The organism is Lentzea sp. NPDC059081, assembly GCF_042738015.1.
Lineage (GTDB): Bacteria > Actinomycetota > Actinomycetes > Mycobacteriales > Pseudonocardiaceae > Lentzea.
The window spans coordinates 33,888-53,799 of record NZ_JBHYGW010000030.1; the positions used below are offsets into that span (position 1 = coordinate 33,888).

The 19,912-nt window shown below is 68.7% G+C and carries 21 protein-coding genes; 5 read left to right on the forward strand and 16 right to left on the reverse strand.

Going from position 1 to position 19,912, the window contains the following annotated elements:
• Window positions 1–33: 33 nt before the first annotated feature.
• From ACFWV3_RS38545 to ACFWV3_RS38555, 3 genes are read right to left on the reverse strand one after another with little or no spacing between them, the layout of a single operon-like run.
• A complete protein-coding gene (locus ACFWV3_RS38545) occupies window positions 34–618 on the reverse strand; it encodes a TetR/AcrR family transcriptional regulator (RefSeq protein WP_382418875.1) in 585 nt (194 codons plus the stop codon).
• Between the two features lie 27 nt (window positions 619–645).
• On the reverse strand, window positions 646–1,326 hold the full coding sequence (locus tag ACFWV3_RS38550; RefSeq protein ID WP_382418876.1) for a hypothetical protein: 681 nt from the start codon (window positions 1,324–1,326) through the stop codon (window positions 646–648).
• Between the two features lie 20 nt (window positions 1,327–1,346).
• Entirely contained in the window at window positions 1,347–1,865 is a 519-nt protein-coding gene (locus ACFWV3_RS38555) for a SigE family RNA polymerase sigma factor (RefSeq protein WP_382418877.1), read from the reverse strand.
• Window positions 1,866–2,047: 182 nt separating this feature from the next.
• Between ACFWV3_RS38555 and ACFWV3_RS38560 the strand changes: the two genes are divergently transcribed.
• Window positions 2,048–2,989 carry a threonine aldolase family protein gene (locus tag ACFWV3_RS38560; RefSeq protein ID WP_382418931.1) on the forward strand — a complete coding sequence of 314 codons (942 nt, stop codon included), beginning with the start codon at window positions 2,048–2,050 and terminating at the stop codon, window positions 2,987–2,989.
• A gap of 1 nt (window position 2,990) precedes the next feature.
• Window positions 2,991–3,593 carry an HAD-IA family hydrolase gene (locus ACFWV3_RS38565; RefSeq protein ID WP_382418878.1) on the forward strand — a complete coding sequence of 201 codons (603 nt, stop codon included), beginning with the start codon at window positions 2,991–2,993 and terminating at the stop codon, window positions 3,591–3,593.
• Here ACFWV3_RS38565 and ACFWV3_RS38570 read toward each other — a convergent pair.
• From ACFWV3_RS38570 to ACFWV3_RS38610, 9 genes are all read right to left on the reverse strand, one after another.
• The gene (locus ACFWV3_RS38570) at window positions 3,537–4,262 is read right to left on the reverse strand and encodes a potassium channel family protein (protein WP_382418879.1); all 726 of its coding nucleotides are present in this window, start codon (window positions 4,260–4,262) and stop codon (window positions 3,537–3,539) included. The two genes, ACFWV3_RS38565 and ACFWV3_RS38570, sit on opposite strands and share 57 nt — an antisense overlap.
• A 59-nt stretch (window positions 4,263–4,321) precedes the next feature.
• On the reverse strand, window positions 4,322–4,471 hold the full coding sequence (locus tag ACFWV3_RS38575) for a hypothetical protein (protein WP_030465871.1): 150 nt from the start codon (window positions 4,469–4,471) through the stop codon (window positions 4,322–4,324).
• Between the two features lie 98 nt (window positions 4,472–4,569).
• Window positions 4,570–5,700 (reverse strand): pyridoxal phosphate-dependent aminotransferase, encoded by a 1,131-nt coding sequence (locus tag ACFWV3_RS38580; protein WP_382418880.1) that lies wholly within the window; start codon window positions 5,698–5,700, stop codon window positions 4,570–4,572.
• Window positions 5,701–6,306: 606 nt separating this feature from the next.
• A complete protein-coding gene (locus ACFWV3_RS38585; RefSeq protein WP_382418881.1) occupies window positions 6,307–7,467 on the reverse strand; it encodes a transglycosylase SLT domain-containing protein in 1,161 nt (386 codons plus the stop codon).
• Window position 7,468: 1 nt separating this feature from the next.
• Window positions 7,469–7,774, reverse strand: a complete 306-nt coding sequence (locus tag ACFWV3_RS38590) for a hypothetical protein (RefSeq protein WP_382418882.1) — start codon at window positions 7,772–7,774, stop codon at window positions 7,469–7,471.
• Window positions 7,775–7,909: 135 nt separating this feature from the next.
• Entirely contained in the window at window positions 7,910–8,644 is a 735-nt protein-coding gene (locus ACFWV3_RS38595) for an ESX secretion-associated protein EspG (RefSeq protein ID WP_382418883.1), read from the reverse strand.
• Window positions 8,645–8,669: 25 nt separating this feature from the next.
• A complete protein-coding gene (locus tag ACFWV3_RS38600) occupies window positions 8,670–9,947 on the reverse strand; it encodes a hypothetical protein (RefSeq protein WP_382418884.1) in 1,278 nt (425 codons plus the stop codon).
• Window positions 9,948–9,956: 9 nt separating this feature from the next.
• The gene (locus ACFWV3_RS38605; RefSeq protein ID WP_382418932.1) at window positions 9,957–10,541 is read right to left on the reverse strand and encodes a DUF3558 domain-containing protein; all 585 of its coding nucleotides are present in this window, start codon (window positions 10,539–10,541) and stop codon (window positions 9,957–9,959) included.
• Window positions 10,542–10,543: 2 nt separating this feature from the next.
• On the reverse strand, window positions 10,544–10,993 hold the full coding sequence (locus ACFWV3_RS38610; protein ID WP_382418885.1) for a hypothetical protein: 450 nt from the start codon (window positions 10,991–10,993) through the stop codon (window positions 10,544–10,546).
• 193 nt (window positions 10,994–11,186) lie between these two features.
• Between ACFWV3_RS38610 and ACFWV3_RS38615 the strand changes: the two genes are divergently transcribed.
• On the forward strand, window positions 11,187–12,035 hold the full coding sequence (locus tag ACFWV3_RS38615) for a GyrI-like domain-containing protein (RefSeq protein ID WP_382418886.1): 849 nt from the start codon (window positions 11,187–11,189) through the stop codon (window positions 12,033–12,035).
• Here ACFWV3_RS38615 and ACFWV3_RS38620 read toward each other — a convergent pair.
• From ACFWV3_RS38620 to ACFWV3_RS38635, 4 genes are read right to left on the reverse strand one after another with little or no spacing between them, the layout of a single operon-like run.
• Window positions 12,025–12,933, reverse strand: coding sequence for an ADP-ribosylglycohydrolase family protein (locus tag ACFWV3_RS38620; protein ID WP_382418887.1), 909 nt, complete (start codon window positions 12,931–12,933; stop codon window positions 12,025–12,027). The genes ACFWV3_RS38615 and ACFWV3_RS38620 overlap by 11 nt on opposite strands.
• Window positions 12,930–14,186: a phosphoribosylamine--glycine ligase gene (gene purD / locus ACFWV3_RS38625; RefSeq protein WP_382418888.1), complete on the reverse strand. Its 1,257-nt coding sequence runs from the start codon at window positions 14,184–14,186 to the stop codon at window positions 12,930–12,932. Before purD ends, ACFWV3_RS38620 begins: the two co-directional genes overlap by 4 nt.
• Window positions 14,187–14,202: 16 nt before the next feature.
• The gene (locus ACFWV3_RS38630) at window positions 14,203–15,183 is read right to left on the reverse strand and encodes a TAXI family TRAP transporter solute-binding subunit (RefSeq protein WP_382418889.1); all 981 of its coding nucleotides are present in this window, start codon (window positions 15,181–15,183) and stop codon (window positions 14,203–14,205) included.
• Window positions 15,170–17,062: a TRAP transporter permease gene (locus ACFWV3_RS38635; RefSeq protein ID WP_382418933.1), complete on the reverse strand. Its 1,893-nt coding sequence runs from the start codon at window positions 17,060–17,062 to the stop codon at window positions 15,170–15,172. Before ACFWV3_RS38635 ends, ACFWV3_RS38630 begins: the two co-directional genes overlap by 14 nt.
• A gap of 152 nt (window positions 17,063–17,214) precedes the next feature.
• Between ACFWV3_RS38635 and ACFWV3_RS38640 the strand changes: the two genes are divergently transcribed.
• Window positions 17,215–18,762 (forward strand): Na+/H+ antiporter, encoded by a 1,548-nt coding sequence (locus tag ACFWV3_RS38640; RefSeq protein ID WP_382418890.1) that lies wholly within the window; start codon window positions 17,215–17,217, stop codon window positions 18,760–18,762.
• Between the two features lie 66 nt (window positions 18,763–18,828).
• Window positions 18,829–19,911, forward strand: a complete 1,083-nt coding sequence (locus tag ACFWV3_RS38645) for a glycerophosphodiester phosphodiesterase (RefSeq protein ID WP_382418891.1) — start codon at window positions 18,829–18,831, stop codon at window positions 19,909–19,911.
• Window position 19,912 lies beyond the last annotated feature (1 nt).

A 19,912-nucleotide genomic window follows, 5' to 3' on the forward strand; every position in this document is an offset into this window, starting at 1 on the left:
CAGGGGAACGCATCAGGGGAACGTGAGGTTGCATCACTCCTGACGCGAAAGAGCTGAACGGAGCATCCTGGCCGCGACACCGCGCGGGTCCGACTTCAGTTCGATGAACGAGTTGACGACCGAGCCGTCCACGAGCGCGATCAGCTCCTCGACGCGGTCTCGGGAGATCTCCCTGCCGGAGCGCGCGAAGATCTCGGCGATCAGCTCGTGCAGCTCCTTCGACAGCACGCGCATCAGCGGCCGCAGGTACGGCCGGCGGCCCGTCGCGACCAGGCGTTCGTAGCGCAGCAGCATCGTCTCGGTGTCGGTCACGGACTCGCCGACCAGCAGGTCGAGGATGAACTCGATCAGCACGTCGTCGTCGGGGAGCCGCTGCGCCATCGTCGCGAGGCGCTGCCGGGAGCTCTCCAGCTCGCCGCGGCCGTGGAACTCGACGGCGGCGGTGACGAGCTCGTCCAGCGAGTCGAAGTAGTACGTGGTCGACGCGAGCGGCAGACCTGCGCGTTCGGCGACCGCGCGGTGCCGGACCGCGTCGAACCCGCCCTCCACGAGCAGGGCGGACGCGGCCTCGACGAGCGCCTGCCGCCTGCGCTCACCCTTCGGGGTTGCTGCCGTCATAGTCGGGCCAGGGTACTGGGCGGGAGGTCAGAACCGGGGGGCCAGCGCCTCGGCGACCCGCCTGGCCTGGCCCTTCAGCTCGCCGTCGCCCTGCGTGAACACGTAGAGGTCCTGGCCGCCGGAGGTCCTGACCTTCTCGGCGCCGGCGGGCGGCACGAACTCGTCTGGCGTGACGATCGCGGTGATGGTGAGCCCGTCGATCTTGAACGCGGCCGAGCGCGAGTCGGTCGAGCACCCGACCGAGGGCGGCTCCGCGGAGCTGGGTGGGACCGAAAGCTCGCCGGCGAGGGCGTCCGCGAGCTCCCGGTCCACCGCCGCGCAGCCCTGCACTGCGCGTGCACCGGTCGAGAAACCGGTGCTCCCGGGCTTCGACGCGTCCCCCTGCGTGGACGAGTCGTCGCCTGGGAAGTCCTTGTTCGGCGGAGGCTGGGCCTCCAGCAGGGTCATCGGCGATTGTGCCGTGTCGCTTTGCTGTTGCACAGGTCCCGCGGCCGTCGGACTGCCGCCGTCCTGGCCGTACCAGGAGTTGGCAGCGAGGACGCCGCCGAAACCCAGGACGACGACCAGGGTGGTGCCGGCGGCGATCGAGTTGCGCCTGCGCAGCGCGGCACGGCGGGAGGCCGTGCGGACGTCGCCCGCGTCGAAGGACGCCGGTGGCGCGTCGTGCGCGGCGTCGCGGAACAGGTCCGCGAGCTTCTGCTCGTCCATCTACGTCCTCCTCTCGCCGGTCACGACGCCGGTCGCAGGTCTTCGATGGCGTCGCCGAGAGCTTCCCTCAGCGCCGCCAGCCCGCGCGCGGTCTGACTCTTCACAGTTCCTTCCGAGCACTTCAGCACCTCGGCCGTGGCGGTCACGTCGAGGCCCTCGAGGAACCTCAGCACGAGCACGGCCCGTTGCCTGGGCGGGACTCTGCGCAGGCCCTTCATCAACGCCTCGCGCGTCGCGACGGTGTCGCCGACCTCGTTGTCCGGCGTCGGTGACTCCGGCAGCTCGTCGGTGAACTTCTCGCGCCGCCACGGACGCCGCGACTCGTCGATCACCGCACGCACGACGCTGCGCCGGACGTAGGCGTCGAGAGCCTGCTTGTCCCGGATCTTCCGCCACCTCCTGTGCAGTGCCACGAACGCGGTCTGCGCGAAGTCGTCGGCGCGGTGCCAGTCGCCGCACAGCAGGTATGCCGTTCGGCGCACGGCCTCACGGCGAGCCACGAAGTACTCCGCGAACTCCTGCTCGTCGCGCTGATCCACGCGGACTGCTCTCCGCTCGTTCCTCGGTTGCACTGACTGGACGGAAACTGAGGCACCAACGGTTGCACGAACCTGAGGGGAGAGCTACATCACCCCCTCGGTCGTTCACCTGATGTGATGTGATCGGCGTCGTGACCCCCATTGACCTGCGCTCGGACACCGTCACCCGCCCCGACGAGGAGATGCGCCGCGCGATGGCGTCGGCCGAGGTGGGCGACGACGTCCTCGACCACGACCCCACGATGGCGGCCCTGGAGGAGCGCGTCGCCGGGCTGCTGGGCGTCGAGGCCGCGCTGTGGGTGCCCTCGGGTTCGATGGGCAACCTGATCGCGCTGTACCTGCACCTCTCGCGAGGCGACCGGTTCCTGGCACCGCTGGGCGCGCACGTGCTGGACGCGGAGCTCGGAACCGCCGCGTGGCTGGCGGGCGGGATGCCGCACGCGCTGCCCGTCGTGACGCCCGAGACCGTGGTCGCCGCGGCTGGCGGCGAGTCTCCTTACTACGGGCTGCGGACCACGTTGTTGTCGCTGGAGAACACGCACAACTCGTCCGGCGGCACCGTGACGTCGGTCGACGACCACATGGCGCTGGTCGCCGCCGCCCGGTCCGCGGGGCTGGCCGTGCACCTCGACGGCGCCCGGCTGTGGAACGCGTCGGTAGCGCTCGGGGTGTCTCCCTCCGCGCTGGCGGCGGGTGTGGACACCGTGCAGGTGTGCCTGTCGAAGGGACTCGGGGCACCGGTCGGGTCGGTGGTGGCCGGGTCGGCGTCGTTCGTCGTCGAGGCGCGTCGCGTGCGGAAGATGCTCGGCGGCGGGGTGCGGCAGGGCGGGGTGCTCGCCGCGGCGGGTCTAGTGGCTCTCGACCGGATCGACCGGCTCGCCGACGATCATTCCAATGCCTATGAATTGGCTTCCGGGTTGCGGGCGCTGGGCTGGGAGGTGGACGAGCCCGCCACGAACATCGTGCTGGCCACCGTGCCGGACCTGGAGAAGACGCTGTTGTCCTTGCGCGAGGTCGGAGTCGCCGCCAGTCCGATGTCCGGCAAGGTGCGGTTCGTGACGCACGGCGACGTGGGTTCCTCCGACGTCGCCGAGGTGCTGCGCCGCCTACGAGAGGACGTCTGAGATGCGCTGGATCGTGTTCGACTTCGGCGAGGTGATCAGCCAGCGGAACCCGGCGCGGCCCGCGATGGCGGCGAAGCTCGGGGTGACGCTGGAGGTGTTCGAGACCGCGTACTGGGACCGCGACGCCTACGACCGCGGCGGGACCGACGCCGCGTACTGGGCGGGCATCGGCACCGCGCTGGGCGTGGACCTGGACGACGCCCTCGTCTTCGAGCTCACCGCGATGGACAACGCGGGCTGGCTCGACGACCCGGTGCTCCAGACCGTGGCGCTGATCGAGGACCTGGCCGCCCTGGACGTGCCGCTGGCACTGCTCTCCAATGCGCCGTCGACGTTCGCGCGGCTGGCCGAGAAGGTGTCGTGGGCCCGGCACTTCCGTCACCTGGTGTTCTCGGGCGACCTCGGGCACGCGAAGCCGGACGCGACGATCTGGAAGCACGTGGAGTCGGTGCTCGGCTGCTCGCCGTCGGAGATCGTCTTCTACGACGACCGCCAGTCCAACGTGGACGGTGCATTGGCCGCGGGCTGGGACGCCCGCCTGTGGACCTCAGCCCTCGCTGCGCGCACCCAGCTGCGCGCGGAGTTCGGCGATCTCGGCCCGTAGGCTCCGGAGCTCCTGCGCGGTCTCGAGCTCCGCTTCCTCGACACCGCGCAGCTTCTCCACGAGCCAGCTGGCGATCGTGCCGGTGATGACACCGAGGAGCGCGATGCCGCCGACCATCAGCAACCCGGCGACCATCCGCCCCTCGGCCGTGACGGGGTAGCGGTCGCCGTACCCGACCGTCGACATGGTGGTCAGCGTCCACCACAACGCGTCGCCGAACGTGGTGATGCTGGCGTTTTCCGCGTGCCTTTCCGCATCGAGAACGGCGAGGCTCGCGCAAAACCCGACGATTATCGTCACGCCGGCGACGTAAATGCTGACCCGTTGCCTGATCTTGTGCTGGAACTTCTTGTTGAGCAACGTGATGACGGTGATCAACCGCAGAACCCGCAGCTGCCTGATCATCGGCAGCACGACGGCAGCAAGTTCGAACAGGTGCGTCCTGATGAACCGGAACTTGTCGACCGCGAACGAGAACCGGATCACGTAGTCCGCCGCGAACACACCCCAGACCAGCCACAACACGACCTCGAGCGGCAGGTGCAACGCCGCGTGGTCGTCCAGCACCTGCCAGGCGTAAGCGACGAGGAACAGCACGGCGAGCGCCGTCAACGGCCACTCGACCTTCCGCTCCCACCGCTCGAGGCGGGCTTCACCGGCAACCAGCACCAGTTCATGGTGAGCGGAGTTCTGGAATTAATCCAGGGGTCAGCTCCCGGATTCGAGGGTCATCTCCTGGATTTGATCGCACCGTAAGCCGCGGTGCCTGCGAGGAGTAGTCCTCCAATCACAGCGAGCCAGAACAACCCTTTCACGACGGCGCCGACAACGGCCAGCACGATCCAGATCGCCACCAGCCACCCGATGATCGCCCACATGACGTTCCTCCCTCTTTCGCTGTGAACGTCCCGGCGGCCCGTTTTGTTGCTCGCCCAGCCGCGTTGGGGCCCGGTTGCTCGCTCGGTCGCTCGGTCGCTCAGAGCCAGGCCTTCAACCGCCGCAGGGCTTCCTCGATGTCCTGGGTCGCGCCCGCGAACGACAGCCGCACGAAGTGGTGCCCGTCCACAGGGTCGAAGTCGATGCCGGGCACGATCGCCACACCGGTGTCGTCGAGCAGCCGGCGGCAGAACCCCATCGAGTCGTCCGTGAGGTGCCGGACGTCCGCGTACACGTAGAAGGCCCCGTCCGCAGGCGCGAGCTTGTCGATCCCGAGATCGCTCAACCCTCCGACGAGCAGGTCCCGGTTCACCTTGTACCGCTGGAGATCCGCAGCCGTCTCCGCGTACGAGTCCTCGTGGAACGCCTCGACCGCGGCGTACTGCGCCAACGCCGGCGGACACAACGTGAAGTTGCCCGTCAGACAGTCCACAGCCCTGCGCAGCCTCTCCGGCAGCAACATCCACCCCAGCCGCCACCCGGTCATCGCGAACGCCTTGGAGAACGAGTTGACGACGATCGCCTCCCGCGAGACCTCCCAGGCACACCGGAGCGGCTCGCCGTAGCTGATCCCGTGGTAGATCTCGTCGCTGATCAGCTGAACCCCGTTGCCCTCACACCACTTCGCGATGGGCTCGACATCCGCGACCGTCCCGGTGGGATTGGCCGGACTGGCCACGATCACACCCTTGAGCGACGGATCCAACATCTCGACCGTCGGCTGAAACCGCGTCTCCGGCCCACACGGCAACTCGACAACCTCGCACCCCAACGCCTTCAAGATGTTCCGGTAAGCCGGATACCCGGGCCGCGCCAACGCCACCCGATCCCCGGCGTCGAACGCCGAGAGAAACGCCAACGTGAACGCCCCCGACGACCCGGTCGTCACCACGACATCATCCGCGTCGACCGCCAGCCCGTACTGCCGCTGGTAGTGCCCGGCAATCGCCCCGCGGAGCTCAGGAATCCCCAACTGCTCGGTGTACCCCAGCGCCTGCTCACCCAGCGCCCGAACCGCCGCCCCCCGCACAGGCCGCGGCGCCGGACTGGACGGCTGGCCGGCAGCCAGCGAGATCACGTCGCCGTGAGTCCGCTGCCTGCGCGCGGCGGCGGACAACACGTCCATGACGTGGAAGGGCGGGACGTCGGCGCGAGCAGCCACGGTCAACATGCCGCCAGGCTAACTCCCCATCGCCCAGCCGAGGCTCCGCTTTCCGGGCGCTCGCCTTGCCATCCCGCTCACATGCCGCCCAGCGGGTTCGACGCGCACACCGGTAGCCGCCTCACTCACGCACCCTTGCGGGTTTTGCCAGTCCATCCACCGCACCCGAACGCAGCCCGAGTTCCTCGCAGTCCAAGCCCATCGCAGCCCGTGCCCATCGCAGCCGTGCCGCTCCCAGCCCGAGCCCAACACTCCTGCGGCCACCACCCATCTCGCGCCGATACGTCGTCACGAGCGGCGGCCATTTCTCCCGCAACACCCCACGCGCGCGTGCGCCCGTCCGTCGCCCATCACTCGCGCCCGTCATCGGACCCCGTCGTCCCCCGGCGAGGCGGCTCGTTCGCCGTTCCACACGCCACACCTCCTCGACCCGTTCCGCCCTTCGCCTCCGGCCGCTGTCCCCGCGCTTCCCCATATGCGGGAGAAACGACGAGGTGTTTCAGGACATTCACTACCCGTGTGGGTGTGGACAAACGAAACCCGGCCTTTTTCCGTCACGACCTACAGGACGGAGCTGGGCCGGATTCCGGACAAAGCTCACCCGATCGAGCGACACTAATACCCTTGGTAGCCGCCGCCTTGAGCCATTGCCTTGAGGCCCGGGTGGCCTTCGAAGCCTCCGTAGCGCGAGAACGTGTAGCGGACGCCGGCGATGATGTTGTCGACCGGGTTCCAGATGTCGTCGTGGCCCGGCAGCTTGTGGGCGTTGAACGTCGAGTCGATGCATTGCATCAAGCCCTTGGACGGGGTGCCCGCCTGGGCGTTCGAGTCCCAGAGGTTGATGGCGTGCGGGTTGCCGCTCGACTCCTTTTCGATGATCTTCCAGATCTCGTCGATGTTCTCGTCGGTGACGGGGATGCCGTTGGCCTGAAGGATCTTGATGGCCTCGCGGATCCACTCCTCGACGTTGCCAGGCGGCGGGCTGCCCGAGGGCGGACCACCACTCGGTCCGAGGCCGCCCATGTCACCGCCGCCACCGCCGCCTCCTCCACCACCGGAAGCGCCGCCGCCACCGCCGCCGTGATCACCAGAGGCCGGAGTGGCAGTCGGTTGCGGCTTGGTGTCCGCGACGGCGGACTGCTTCGTGGAGTCGTCGGGCGGCGGGGTCGGGGCCCACTCGATCGGCTTGCCGGGTGCCGGGACGAACGACTGCGTGTTCGGGTCTTCGAGGGTCGAGAACTTCGGTGCCAGGGCGCCGGGGCGGCCCTTCAGGCTGCCGGCCGCGGAGCTCACGGCGGATTCTGCCTGGGCGATCACGGGGCTGGCATCGGAGACGGCCTCGGCGACGTAGCTGCGGATGACGCTGTCCACGTCCTCCTGCGGCTGGCCGTGGAGTTGCTGGCGCGTCTGGCGGGCGCGGCTCAGGAGGGTCTCGCAGGTGCGGCTCATCGAGGTCTTCGCGGTGTCCAACGCGGTCGCGGCCGCCTCCAGGTCGGTCGCGGCGCCGTTGAGCGCGTCGGCCATCGAGGTGCCGCACTTCGTCACGGTGCCCATGTAGGCGACGAAGCCGTCCGCGGACTTGCCCTCCCAGGCGCCGTCGAGCTGCGTTACGGACTTCTGCAGGACGTTCGTCTGGTCGCCGCACTTGCCCGCCGCCTGCTTCCAGCGGCTCGCGATGTCGCGCACGGCTTGGGGTTGAGCAGTCTCGATCTTGTCGGCGAGTGCGGCCAGCTCGGCGCCGCCGGGCAGTGCGGAGACCTCGTCCATCGCGCTCACGTCACACCGCCCTGAAGGAGTTCTTGGTGGTTTCCTCGACGTCGTCGACGTTGGTCTGGATCACGTCGATCGTGCTCTCGACCTTGCGCAGCACCTTCTCGGCGGCGTCGAACTCCTGCGCGCCCGCCTGGTCCATCGCGGTCACCGCGCCGGAGACGGCGCCGGAAGATCCGAGTTTCCCGAAAATGTCCGGATTGCCGTACTGATTGGAAAAGCCGTCGCCGATCGCGCCGAATTGTCCGGCCTGACTGCTCACGGTCGTGCGGCACTGTTCCATGGCTTCACTGTTGAACTTCGCGACAGCCACGCGCACCTACCCCCTCGCCGTTCCCTCGAAGACCATAGAACGATTTTCACCGGGCGGGGCGTCGATTCGCTCTTTCGAACGACCGTGCCCGCCCGTCGATTGTTCGACGGGCGGGCACGGGTGGGGGTTCCGTGATCAGACTTCTTGCAACAGCTCCCAGACGGAACCGGCGAGGCGGTGGTTGTCGACCGGGGTGATCGTGCACCACTGACGCCCGTCGCTGCTCGGCTTGAGCTGACGGAGATAGCGGCCGTTGTGCGTGTCGTGGAAGGAAACAACTCGGCCGGCACGTCGTCCGTTGCGCTGCACACCGAACTGACCGCGGGTGGAGATGCCGTCGAGCATTGCGGCGAGTTCCTGGGCGTCGCCGAGGCGCAGTCCCTGGCGCTCCAACGTGGTGATCATGCGCTGGGCGTCGAGGCCGACGTTCTTGGCGGCGGCCACCAGGTCGTCGTAGGGCAGGCTGATCGACCGCCCGAACCCGGCGGGCATTTCGCCGGCGACCGACACCGCGGCCTCGGCGAGTGCGGTGCCGCGGGCCGGGATCAGCCACATCTCGTCGCGGTCCTGCACCGCCAGCATCGCCTCGTCACCGATGGCCGCGGCGAGTCCCTTGATCTCCCGGTCGGCCCAGATCCACAGGTCGATCGCGACCTGGTGGTTGCCCAGCAACGCGAACCCGTCGGCCAGTTCTGGCGAGACCCGGCCGTTGCGGGCCAGGTCTCGTGACTCGAGCGACTCCCAGGCCCGCTTCACCACCTCGGCCTTCTCGGTGTGGGTGATGGACGGAATCCGCGTGTCCAGCGCGACGTGCGCGGCCGGGAGGCGTTGCGCCTCCCAGACCACGGCGAACTCCACTGTGGACAGCACCACAGAACCTGGTGAGCTCAAGGTTTTACTGGTCCTTCGGGTCTTCGCCGATGACGGACTGGACCACCATGCGGTCGTCGCCGAAGATCTCGTCGGAGTCGACGCCGTACTTGTTCACGTGCTCGCCGTCCTCCTCGCCCTCGCCCCTGGCACCGCCGGCCGCGGGTGACATGAGCGAGCCGGAACCCTTGCCCCCGACGCCACCCCGGCCGGCAGCGGCACCGGGACGGTTGCCCTCGGGACCGACACCGCTGGCGCCACCGGGCGTCATCGCGCCGCCGGGACCCTTGCCGGCCGCACCGGCACCAGCCCCGCCCGCACCGCCCTTGCCGCCACCGATGGTGCTGGGCGCACCCTTCGGACCGGCGGGCGCGATGGGAGTCTTCGGCGCCTGGCTGGGCCCACGCCCACCGCCGACGACCTGCGGTCCACGAGCGCCACCGGTCGCGCCGGCGAGACCACTCGCCCCGGCGGTCAGCGCGGTGTTGAGCGCGGACGGAACGGGGATCGGCTTGGGCAGGCCGGACACACCGGGGATCCCGCCGGGCGTGACACCGGGCAGGATGCCGGTGGAGTTGCCGGGCACGCCGCCGCCGGTGATGCCGGGCGTCGGGGTGAGCGGGACACCGGGCGCACCGGGGCTGCCGGGCGTGCCGGTGAAGCCGGGTCCGCCGGGGATGCCGGGCGTGCCGACCTGCGGCTGGCCGACCGGAGTGCCGACGGGCGTGGCCACGGCGCCGCTCGTCACGACGATGTCGGGTGCCTTGTCGGGGGCGCGGAAGCCGTCGAGGGAGCCCTGGCTGTTCGAGACGTAGCCGTTGAGGCTGTCGATGGCCTGCTGGCGCGCCTGGTTGGTCTGCTCGACCTCGGCGGCGTGGTCGGTCTCGATGCCGACGAAACCGGCGACCTTGTCGCCGAAGTTCTGCTGGGTGTCGCCGCGGAGGTCCTGGGCGGGCGGGGTGCTGTAGCGGGCGGTGCTGGTGCTCTCGCCCTGCTGGGTCATGGCCTGGGAGTTCTGGTCCGACGCCTGGCTGCTGTCGTCGATGCCCTTGGCGACCACGTCGGTCTTCTGCTGGCCCTTCTCGCCGGCCGCGCCGCCCCAGTCGATCTCGAGCTTCTTCAGCTCGCCCTGGATCGTCTTGTCGACGGACTCCAGGGTGCCGGCCAGTTCTCGCAGCGCCGCAGAAGCCTCGCCGAACTTGATGGCGGCAGTGGTGCCCGAGAGCTTCTGGACCTCGTTGGCGAGATCCTGGTTGGACCAACCGTCGAAGTTCCAGTCACTGAGCTGCCGATATCCCGACATGGCTCCCCCTCACTTCAATGTCTTGAGCGTCGCGAGCGCGAAACCAGCGGCTTTCTCGGCCTTGCCGCAGAGCACGGACTGGTCTTTTTCACCTGTCGTGGTCGGGATGTAGCTCACCATCAGCTGCTCACCCTCGGCCACGTCAACCGCCACGGAGCAGTCGAAGCCGCTACCGCCGGACAGCTCGATCTTCACCGCACCGTAGTCGGCAACCTTGATCAGTTTGGTGGTGAAGTTTCCACCCTGAAGCCAGTAGTCGACACCTTTGTGAGTGACGGCGCCAATTGTGTAAGTGTAGCGGCCGGCATTCGAATAGTGGCAGCTGGCCGATTCTTTGCCCTCGACCAGTTCGAGGTTCTCCGGCCGGGAGGCGAGCGTCTCGACCTGCTTCATCTGGTCAGCCGTCAGCAGCTTGCAGGTGTCCACAGAGTCGACCTTCAAGCTCGCCGGACGCTCCGGCAACTTGCTGTCGGACCCGGACGACGAGCCTGTCTGCGGCGCCGGAGTGGGGGTGCCTTTCTCGCCGGCAGTTCCCGTACAAGCCGACAGGATTGCCGCGAAGGCCACCACGGCAGCCACCTTGGAGATACGCATCTTCACGCTTTCGGCTTGAACGTCGCCTGGATCTCTTCCTCGGTGAAGCCGTACTGCTTCGCCGACTCCCTCAGCTGATCAGAAAGGCTCTCCAGGGACTTCATGTAAGCCTGAATGCGGCTCGCGTACGAATCATCGTGGAACAGCAGGCGGTCATTCCAGGCGTTGACGACGTCCGAAGTGACCTTGCCGTCCATCGTCACGATCCGGAGCTTGGGCGTGATGCGAATGTAAGCCTCGTTGAGGAGCAGCCACTGGTCGTTGATGACCTTGCCCGCCTGCATGACGGTGTCCTTCTCGACGTGGAACTTCTGGGTCGACGGGCCCGACGAAAGCCGGTCCATCACCGCCGAAGCAGCCGCGAAGGCGCTGACCGCACCAGCCACCGCGCCACCAGCCAGTCCCGCAGCGGCACCGAGAACGGCATCCGCCCCCGCGTTCTCCTGTGTCACGACGTCCTACCCCCGTACGGTCGGTAACGGTTCGGTCCCACTTCGCAGGTTACCAACGCCTGCGTAATACGGACCTGTGGTTGGACGAACTCCACCCGCTGTCGGTTCCCACGTCACCCTCGGTACGCAGGGCCGATCGGATCGGGCACAGGAAGTCGGGTGCCCGGGAACTCAGCCGCCTAGCGTTCGGGGCGTGCTGGAACGACTCAACGAAGCGATGGCCCGCATCGAGGACGACCTCGAGGGTGAGGTCGACGTCACCAGGCTCGCCCGGATCGCCGGGACCAGCGAGTACCACTTCCGGCGGATGTTCAGCGCGCTGGCCGGGTTGCCGCTCAGCGAGTACGTGCGCAGAAGGAAGCTCACCAGAGCGGCGGCAGAGGTCCTCAGTGGACAGGGCTCACTGCTCGACATCGCGACCAAGTGGGGTTACGGGTCCAACGAGGCCTTCGCTCGGGCGTTCAGGGCCGTGCACGGGGTCAACCCGCAAGAGGCGCGGACGCAGAAGAAACCGTTGCAGTCACAGCAGATTCTCACGTTCAGACTGGTTGTCGAAGGGAGCACGAGCATGGAGTACCGGATCGTGGAGAAGGACGAGTTCCGGGTCGTGGGCCGCGGAACGCGAGTGCCGTTGGTGCACCTGGGGCAGAACCCCGCGATCGTCGAGTTCGTCAAGGGCATCGGGATGCCGACGCTGGAGCGCATCAAACAGCTGAGCGACGGGGAGCCGGCCGGGATGCTGGCGCTCACGTCCAACCAGGAGGGCGTCGAGGAGGGCAGCATGCTCGACTACTTCCAGGGGGTCGTGACCAGCCAGGAAGCGCTGGAGGACATGGAGGTCATGACGGTGCCCAAGAACACGTGGGCGGTGTTCAAGAGCGAGGGGCCGTATCCGGAGACGATCCAGTACATGTGGCGGGACGTCTACACGCAGTGGTTCCCGTCCAACAGCTACGAGAGCGTCGAGGGGCCGTCGATCCTGCACACGGAGATCGACGGCGACACGGCGCGAGCGGAGCTGTGGATTCCGGTCACCAGCTGAGCGCGAGGCGTTCGGTCACGTCTCGCAGCTCCAGCACGGAAAGCCACGACGAAGGAATCACGGCAACGCCGTCGCGGGCGCCGAGGATGTTGCCGCAGATCGACCCCGTCGAGTCGCTGTCACCCGAGTGGTTCACGGCGAGCCGCACAGCGGACGGGAAGTCCGCGCCCACCAGGGCGGCGTGCAGGCCGATGGCCAGGGCTTCCTCGCCCACCCAGCCGCCGCCCAGCGAGGACTCGATCTCCTCCGGGGTCAGCGGGCCGAGGCCCATCACCTTGTCCAGCAAGGTGGTCTGCTCCTCGTGACCGTCCCAGCGGACCAGTTCGGCACGGGACACCGCCACGGCCGAAGGTAGATCCGCTCCGTCGAACAACGCGCGCACGATCACCGCCAGGACGCCTGCCGACAGGTAGCCGCTCGGGTGGTGGTGGGTCATGCGCGCGGTGCCGACGGCCAGTTCGAAGACCTCGCGGACGTCGGACGACCACACCGCGACGGGGGCGGCGCGCATCACGCCGCCGCAGCCCTTCGAGTTGTTCTTCTCGTTGTGCCTCAACGCGGTCAGGCAGGTGTGGCCCGGCGCCCGCCGCGAGTGCAGGCGCTGGTCCGACATCAGCCAGCCGTCGTCCTCGACGAGCGGGCCGCCCTGCGTGTGCAGCCAGCGCGCGTAGGCGGCCCGCACGGTCAGCATCGGGTCCAGACCGTGCCGGCGGGCCAGAATCAGGCCCTCCAACGTGAACAACACCATCTGGGTGTCGTCGGTGATCTCCAGCAACGGAAGGTCGACCACGCCGTCGGGGCCGTGCAGGCGCCGGATCTCGTCGATCGACGAGAACTCGATCGGCGCGCCCAGTGCGTCGCCGACGGCCCCTCCGAGAAGACACCCGAGGAGGTTCACGGCACTGTGATCTTGCCGTCGACCGCCTTCAGGGCGATGTCCGAACGGTGGTGCGAGCCGGTCAGGTGGATGTCCTCGATCCGCTTGTAGGCACGGTCACGGGCCTTCGACAACGACTTGCCGGTGCCCACGACCGACAGCACGCGGCCGCCGGACGACACGACCGCCCCGTCCTCACGGCGGCGCGTCCCGGCGTGCAGCACGCCCTCGGCCTCGGAGCCGGTGATCACGTCACCGGTGCGCGGCCGGTTCGGGTAGCCCTCGGCGGCGACCACGACGGTCACGGCGTAACCGTTCTCCCACTCCAGAGCGGGCAGGTCCCCGAGAGAACCGTTGGCGGCCGCCAGGAACAGCGCCGAGATCGGCGACTTCAGCAGCGCCAGGACGGACTGCGTCTCCGGGTCGCCGAAGCGGCAGTTGAACTCGATCACCTGCACACCGGTCGACGTCAGCGCCAGACCCGCGTACAACAGCCCCACGAACGGCGTCTCGCGCGCACGCAGCTCGTCGACGACCGGCTGCACGCACCGCGACACGATCTCGTCGACCAAGCCCTCGGGCGCCCACGGCAGCGGCGCGTACGCACCCATGCCGCCGGTGTTCGGGCCCGCGTCGCCGTCGCCCACGCGCTTGAAGTCCTGCGCCGGGAGCAGCGGCACGACCGACACGCCGTCGGTGACGCAGAACAGGGAGACCTCGGGACCGTCCAGGAACGACTCCAGCAGCACCGGGTGGCCGCCGTCGAGCAACGTCATCGCGTGCGCACGGGCGGCGGCCAGGTCGGACGTCACCACGACGCCCTTGCCGGCGGCCAGGCCGTCGTCCTTCACGACCCACGTCGGCCCGAACCGCGCGAGAGCGGCGTCGAGACGCGCCGGGTTGTCCACGACCTCGCTGTGCGCGGTCGGCACCCCCGCGGCGTTCATGACGTCCTTCGCGAACGCCTTCGAGCCCTCGATGCAGGCAGCCGCACGAGAAGGGCCGAAGCACGGGATGCCGAGCTCGCGGACCGCGTCGGCGGCCCCGACGACCAGTGGTTGTTCGGGGCCGATGACGACGAGGTCGGCCTTCCACTCCTTCGCGAGGGTGGCGACCGCCGAGGCATCCGCGACGTCGACGCCGTAGATCTCGGCGTGTCCCGCGATTCCCGCGTTGCCCGGCGCGCACGCCAAGGCAGTCAACTGCGGGTCGCGTGACAACGCGAGGACAAGGGCATGCTCACGGGCTCCAGACCCGATGACCAGGACGCGCACGATGGCCCAGCGTAGTTCAGCCGAGCGCCTGCTTCGCCCCAGGGTGCAGCGGGACGGGATCCGTGGCCGAGGCCTTGTCCTTCGCGATGTCCTTCACGGCCGGGTGAACCTTCTCCAGGTCAGCCTTCTTGTCGAAGATCAGCTTGGTCACCGCGCACGCGTTGTTCGCCGCGAAGTCCTCGCGCACGAGCAGCAGGTTCGGCACCACGATCGTGGAGACCTCGGCCACGCCGTAGGTCGCCGCGGGGATCGGCGCCGAGTCGTACACCGGGCTGATCTTCTTCATCTCCGGCAGCAGCGGGGTGATGTCGATGAACTTCACCCGGTCCCTCAACGACGTCGTGATGTCGGTGATCTGCGGCGTCGGCAGACCACCCGACCAGATCAGGCCGTCGATGCTGCCGTCCTTCATCCCGTCCGCGGTCTTGGTCAGGTCGAGGCGCTGCGCGGCCACGTCCGAGTCGATGTTCAGCCCCGCCGACTTCAGCAGGCGGCCGGCGATGACCTCGGTGCCGGACTTCGGCGAGCCCGTCGAGATCCGCTTGCCCTTCATGTCGGCCACCGAGTTGATCCCGGAGTCGGCCCTGACCAGCACCTGCGTGTAGTTCGGGTAGATCCGCGACAGCGCCGCGACCTTCTCCTTCTTGCCGTTGAACGCACCGGTGCCGTTCACCGCGTCGGCGGCCGTGTCGGCCAGCGAGAACGCGATGTCGTACGTGCCGGCGACGAGCTGCTGGATGTTCTGCACGGACGCGCCGGTCTCCGCCGACGACGCCTTCAGCTTCGAGTTGTCGCTGATCAGCTTCGCCAGCCCGCCGCCGACCACGAAGTACACGCCTCCGGAGTTGCCGGTCGCGATCGTGATCCTGCCGTCGGACGCCTCGCAGGACGCCCCGCCGCCGGAGGCGTCCGGGGTCGTGGGCGTGCGTTTGCCGCCACAGCCGGACACCACGAGCGCCAATGCGACCGCACCGATCGCGTACCTACGCAACTGCATCGCGAACCCTCCCACGGGTGACCAGGTGGACCGCCACGGCCGCCACGAGGAACCCGGCCCCGATGGCGATCGTCAACGGCTGCAGGTAGAGCAGGAACAACGCCGCCGGCACGCACAACAGGCGTTCCGGCCAGCGCGCGGGACCGAACAACCAGCCGCCCGTCAGCACGGCGAGGGCGGCGACCCCCAGAGCGGACGCCCCGAACGTCCACACCGAGTCGAGCAACGGACCGCGCAGCAGCAGTGCGGAACCGGACTCCGTCAGCACGAACGCCAGCGGCACGAGGAACGCCGGCAGCGTGTACTTCCACGTCTGCCACATCGTCTTCATCACGTCGCCGCCGGTCAGCGCGGCAGCGGCGACGGCGGCGAGCGCGGTCGGCGGCGTCACCTCGGACAGCACCGCGTAGTAGAAGATGAACATCGCGGCCTCGGCGGGCTCGACGCCCAGCGTGATCAACGCCGGCCCGATCACGACCCACGAGATGATGAACGACGCCGTCACCGGCACAGCCAGACCGAGCACCGACACCGCGACGGCCGCGAACACCGCCGTCAGCATCAGGATCGCGACAGGGGACGACGCCAGCGCGGAAGCCCACTCGACCAACTTCCCCGCGAGCACCACCCCCAGCCCGGTCTTGGTGATCGTCGAGGTCACGACACCGGCCGCGGCACACACCGCGATCACCGGAAACGCCGACCGCACCCCCGTCGACAGCGCGTTCGCCATCAGCCGCAACCACTCGCGCCGGTGGTTGATCAAGGCGAACAGCGCGGCGACACCGGTCGCGTAGACGACCGCCTTGTAGACCGGGATGTCCAGCGCCAGGAACACGATGATGATCCCGAGCGACAGGAAGTGGTACCAGCCGAGCTTGAGCACGTCCCAGAACCGCGGCGCGTCCACGTCGACCGGCTTGGCCCCGAACCGCCGGGCGTCGGCCTCGACGGCCAGCGCGATGCCGAGGTAGTAGAGCAGCGTTGGGATGATCGCCCAGACCAGCACCTCCAGGTAGGAGACCTCGAGGTACTCGGCGATGATGAACGCCGCGGCGCCCAGCGTGGGCGGCGACAGGATCGCACCGATGCCGGACGCGGCGAGCAGCCCGCCCGCGTTCTCCTTGGGATACCCGGCTTTCTGCAGCATCGGCCACGTCACGGCGCCGAGCGACACCGTGGTCGCCGTACCGGATCCCGAGACCGTGCCCAGCAGGAAGCCCGCGGTGGCGGCCGTGCGGCCGGGAGCGGTCCGCGACTTCCGGAACGCGGCGAAGCTCACGTCCACGAAGAACTTGCCCGCACCGGACGCGTCCAGCACGGCGCCGTAGATCGTGAACAGCACGATGTAGGTCGCCGCCACGTCCAACGGCGTGCCGTAGAACCCACTGGCGTCGTTGAAGAAGCCGTTGATGATCTGCGAGAAGTCGACGCCGGCGTGCGCGAGCGACCACGTCTGCGGCAGGTACCCGCCGTAGTAGGCGTACGCGATGAACGCCAGGCACACCACCGGGAGCACCCAGCCGGTCGTGCGCCGGCAGGCCTCCAGGATCAGCACGAGCAGCACCGTGCCCGCCACGACGTCCAGCGGCGTCAGCAGGCCCTGCCGGTCGAGGAACTCGTCGTAGCCGCCGAACAACGGGTAGGAGGCGACGGCGAACGCCAGGAACGCCAGCACCCAGTCCCACCACGGCGGCGTGTGCCCGCGACCGTAGGCCAGGAAGACCAGTGGCAGCGTCACCGCCAGGAAGATGATCAGGTAGTACTGGCTCCCCTTGGCGAACGGGAAGAACACCTGCTTCAGCACGAGGAGCGCGATCAGCAGACCGGCGACCCACAGGGCTCGTTCCCACCGGGGTGGGAGCGAGCGCGACGGCATCTCCTCGTCGTGCTCCGCGACGATGCGGGCGAGGTCCGGGTTGGCCACGGACCGACCGTACTGTGGTCGCGATCACAGCAGGAGAGGATCATTCCAAAGGGAGTGCAAAGACTCGTGCTGTCGGGGCTTCCGCCATTACGCAGAATGAGCGCATGGTCGGGCCTGAACTCCTGCTGCTGTTGCTCGGCGCGCTGGTCGTCACGTCGATCTCGCGCCGTCTGAACCTGTCGGCACCGCTGGTGCTGGTCGCCGTCGGGCTCGTCGTCTCGTTCATACCGGGGGTGCCGGAGTTCGAGCTCGACCCGCACCTGATCCTGCTGGTGGTGCTGCCGCCGCTGCTCTACAGCGCCGCGCTCGACAGCTCGTACCTGAACATCCGCGCGAACCTGCGGCCGATCGGGCTGCTCGCGGTGGGACTGGTGCTGTTCACGACGCTCGTGGTCGGCGTGACGGCGAAGATGGTCTTCCCGGACCTGCCGTTCGCCGCCGCACTGGTCCTGGGTGCCGTGGTCGCCCCGCCGGACGCCGTGGCCGCCGTCGCGATCGGCCGCCGGCTCGGGCTGCAACGCCGCGCGATGACGTTGCTGGTCGGGGAGAGCCTGATCAACGACGCCACGGCGCTCACCGCGTTCAAGGTCGCGGTCGCCGCCGCGGCGGGAGCGGCCATGCACCCCGTCGAGGGCGTCGGACTGTTCCTGCTGGTCACGGCCGGCGGTATCGCGGTCGGCCTGGTCGTCGGCGTGGTGGTGCGGTTCCTGCGCAAGCGGCTCTGCGAGGGCGTGCTGGAGAGCGCGCTGGGGCTGCTGGTGCCGTTCGGCGCCTACCTGCTCGCCGAGGAGGTCGCGCACGTCTCCGGTGTGCTCGCGGTCGTCGTCGCCGGTCTCTACGTCGGCCACCACTCGCCGCGCGGCAAGTACTCGACGCGGCTGCAGGACGCCGCCGTGTGGAAGGCGCTGGACGCGCTGCTGGAGGCGTTCGTCTTCGCGCTCATCGGCCTGCAGGTGTCGGCGATCATCCGGGACGTCGAGCTGGACACCGCCCTGCTGCTCGGCGCCGGAGCGGTGCTGCTGGCGACGATCCTCGCGCGGTTCGTGTGGATGTACCCGGCCACCTACATCCCGCGGTACCTGTCGAAGCGGTTGCGCGAACGGGAGAAGCCGCCGCACCTCGGGCAGGTCACGGTGATCGCCTGGGCCGGCATGCGCGGCGTGGTCACCCTCGCGGCCGCCGCGGCGATCCCGGAGAACGTGCCGGGACGCGACGTCATCCTGTTCTGCGCCTTCGTCGTCACGGTCGCCACGTTGCTGTTGCAGGGCCTGACGCTGCCGTGGGTGATCAACAAGATCGGTTTCGAGGGCGACGACGCGCGCCAGGACGCGCTGGCGGAGGCCCAGGTCCAGCACCGGGCCGCGCAGGCCGCGGTGACGAGGCTGGACGAGGAGGTCGACGACACCCCCGACCACGTCCGCGACCAGCTGCGGTCGCTGGCCGAACACCGGGGCAACGCCGCGTGGGAACGGCTCGGGCGGCAGGAGGAGGAAAGCCCGGCGGCCGCCTACCGCAGGCTGCGGCGGGTGATGCTCGGCGCCGAACGTGACGAGTTCATCAAGGCCAGGGACAAGGGCGAGATCGACGACGAGGTGCTGTTCCGGGTGCTGCGCGAGCTGGACCTGGAAGAAGCCGCACTGTCCCGTGAGTAACCGTTCACCTGCATTTCGTGTTGCGATGCTTGGGTGCGCTCTCAACACGAAATGGGAGGTCGAACGATGCATCGGAGAGGTCTCGCCGCCGTAGTGCTCGTGTTCGCGGGTGCGGTCGTGGCAACCCTGCCCTCCGCCTCGGCACACGACGACAAGGGCCCGATCGTCATCGGGCACCGCGGCGCGTCGGCGTACCGGCCAGAGCACACGCTCGCGTCGTACGAGCTCGCGGCGCGGATGGGTGCCGACTTCATCGAGCCGGACCTGGTGCCCACCAAGGACGGCAAGCTCGTCGCCCGGCACGAGAACGAGATCGGTGGTACCACGAACGTCGACACCAAGCCGGAGTTCGCCGGGCGCAAGACCACCAAGACCGTCGACGGTGTCGCGATCACCGGCTGGTTCACGGAGGACTTCACGCTCGCCGAGCTGAAGACGTTGCGCGCCAAGGAACGCATCCCCGCGATCCGCCCGCGCAACACGCTCTACGACGGCCGCTTCGAGATCCCGACCTTCCAGGAGGTCGTCGACCTCTCGAAGCGCCTGTCCCGCGAGCTGCACCGTGAGATCGGCATCTACCCGGAGACCAAGCACCCGACGTACTTCCAGTCGATCGGTCTCGCGCTGGAGCCGAAGCTCGTCGACCTGCTGAACCGCAACGGTCTCAACCGCAGCGGCGCCAAGGTCTACGTGCAGTCGTTCGAGGTGGCGAACCTCAAGCAGCTCACCAAGTCGCTGCGGGTGCCGATCGTCCAGCTCGTCAACGGGTCGGGCGCGCCGTACGACTTCGTGGTGGCCGGCGACAAGCGCACCTACGCCGACCTGGTCACCCCGGCCGGGCTGCGCGAGGTGCGTTCGTACGCGGACGGCGTCGGGCTCACCAAGGACATCATCATCCCGCGCGACGCCAACGGGTACCTGAAGGCGCCGACGACCGTCGTCAAGGACGCGCACAAGGTCGGCCTGGTCGTGCACTCCTGGACGTTCCGCAACGAGAACTCGTTCCTGCCGGCCGACTTCCGGTCCTCGACCGACCCGGCCGCGTACGGCCGGGCCTTCGAGGAGTACGACCTGTTCTTCAAGCAGGGACTTGACGGCGTGTTCGCGGACAACCCGGACACGGCCGTCGAGGCCAAGGTCAAGCGCTGAG

What these genes read in the sequence shown, in the direction of transcription:
- ACFWV3_RS38545 (WP_382418875.1), bottom strand. Translation starts at nt 618, where the DNA reads ATGACGGCAGCAACCCCGAAGGGTGAGCGCAGGCGGCAGGCGCTCGTC.
- ACFWV3_RS38550 (WP_382418876.1), bottom strand. Translation starts at nt 1,326, where the DNA reads ATGGACGAGCAGAAGCTCGCGGACCTGTTCCGCGACGCCGCGCACGAC.
- ACFWV3_RS38560 (WP_382418931.1), top strand. Translation starts at nt 2,048, where the DNA reads ATGCGCCGCGCGATGGCGTCGGCCGAGGTGGGCGACGACGTCCTCGAC.
- ACFWV3_RS38565 (WP_382418878.1), top strand. Translation starts at nt 2,991, where the DNA reads ATGCGCTGGATCGTGTTCGACTTCGGCGAGGTGATCAGCCAGCGGAAC.
- ACFWV3_RS38575 (WP_030465871.1), bottom strand. Translation starts at nt 4,471, where the DNA reads ATGTGGGCGATCATCGGGTGGCTGGTGGCGATCTGGATCGTGCTGGCC.
- ACFWV3_RS38580 (WP_382418880.1), bottom strand. Translation starts at nt 5,700, where the DNA reads ATGTTGACCGTGGCTGCTCGCGCCGACGTCCCGCCCTTCCACGTCATG.
- ACFWV3_RS38600 (WP_382418884.1), bottom strand. Translation starts at nt 9,947, where the DNA reads ATGTCGGGATATCGGCAGCTCAGTGACTGGAACTTCGACGGTTGGTCC.
- ACFWV3_RS38605 (WP_382418932.1), bottom strand. Translation starts at nt 10,541, where the DNA reads ATGCGTATCTCCAAGGTGGCTGCCGTGGTGGCCTTCGCGGCAATCCTG.
- ACFWV3_RS38630 (WP_382418889.1), bottom strand. Translation starts at nt 15,183, where the DNA reads ATGCAGTTGCGTAGGTACGCGATCGGTGCGGTCGCATTGGCGCTCGTG.
- ACFWV3_RS38635 (WP_382418933.1), bottom strand. Translation starts at nt 17,062, where the DNA reads ATGCCGTCGCGCTCGCTCCCACCCCGGTGGGAACGAGCCCTGTGGGTC.
- ACFWV3_RS38640 (WP_382418890.1), top strand. Translation starts at nt 17,215, where the DNA reads ATGGTCGGGCCTGAACTCCTGCTGCTGTTGCTCGGCGCGCTGGTCGTC.
- ACFWV3_RS38645 (WP_382418891.1), top strand. Translation starts at nt 18,829, where the DNA reads ATGCATCGGAGAGGTCTCGCCGCCGTAGTGCTCGTGTTCGCGGGTGCG.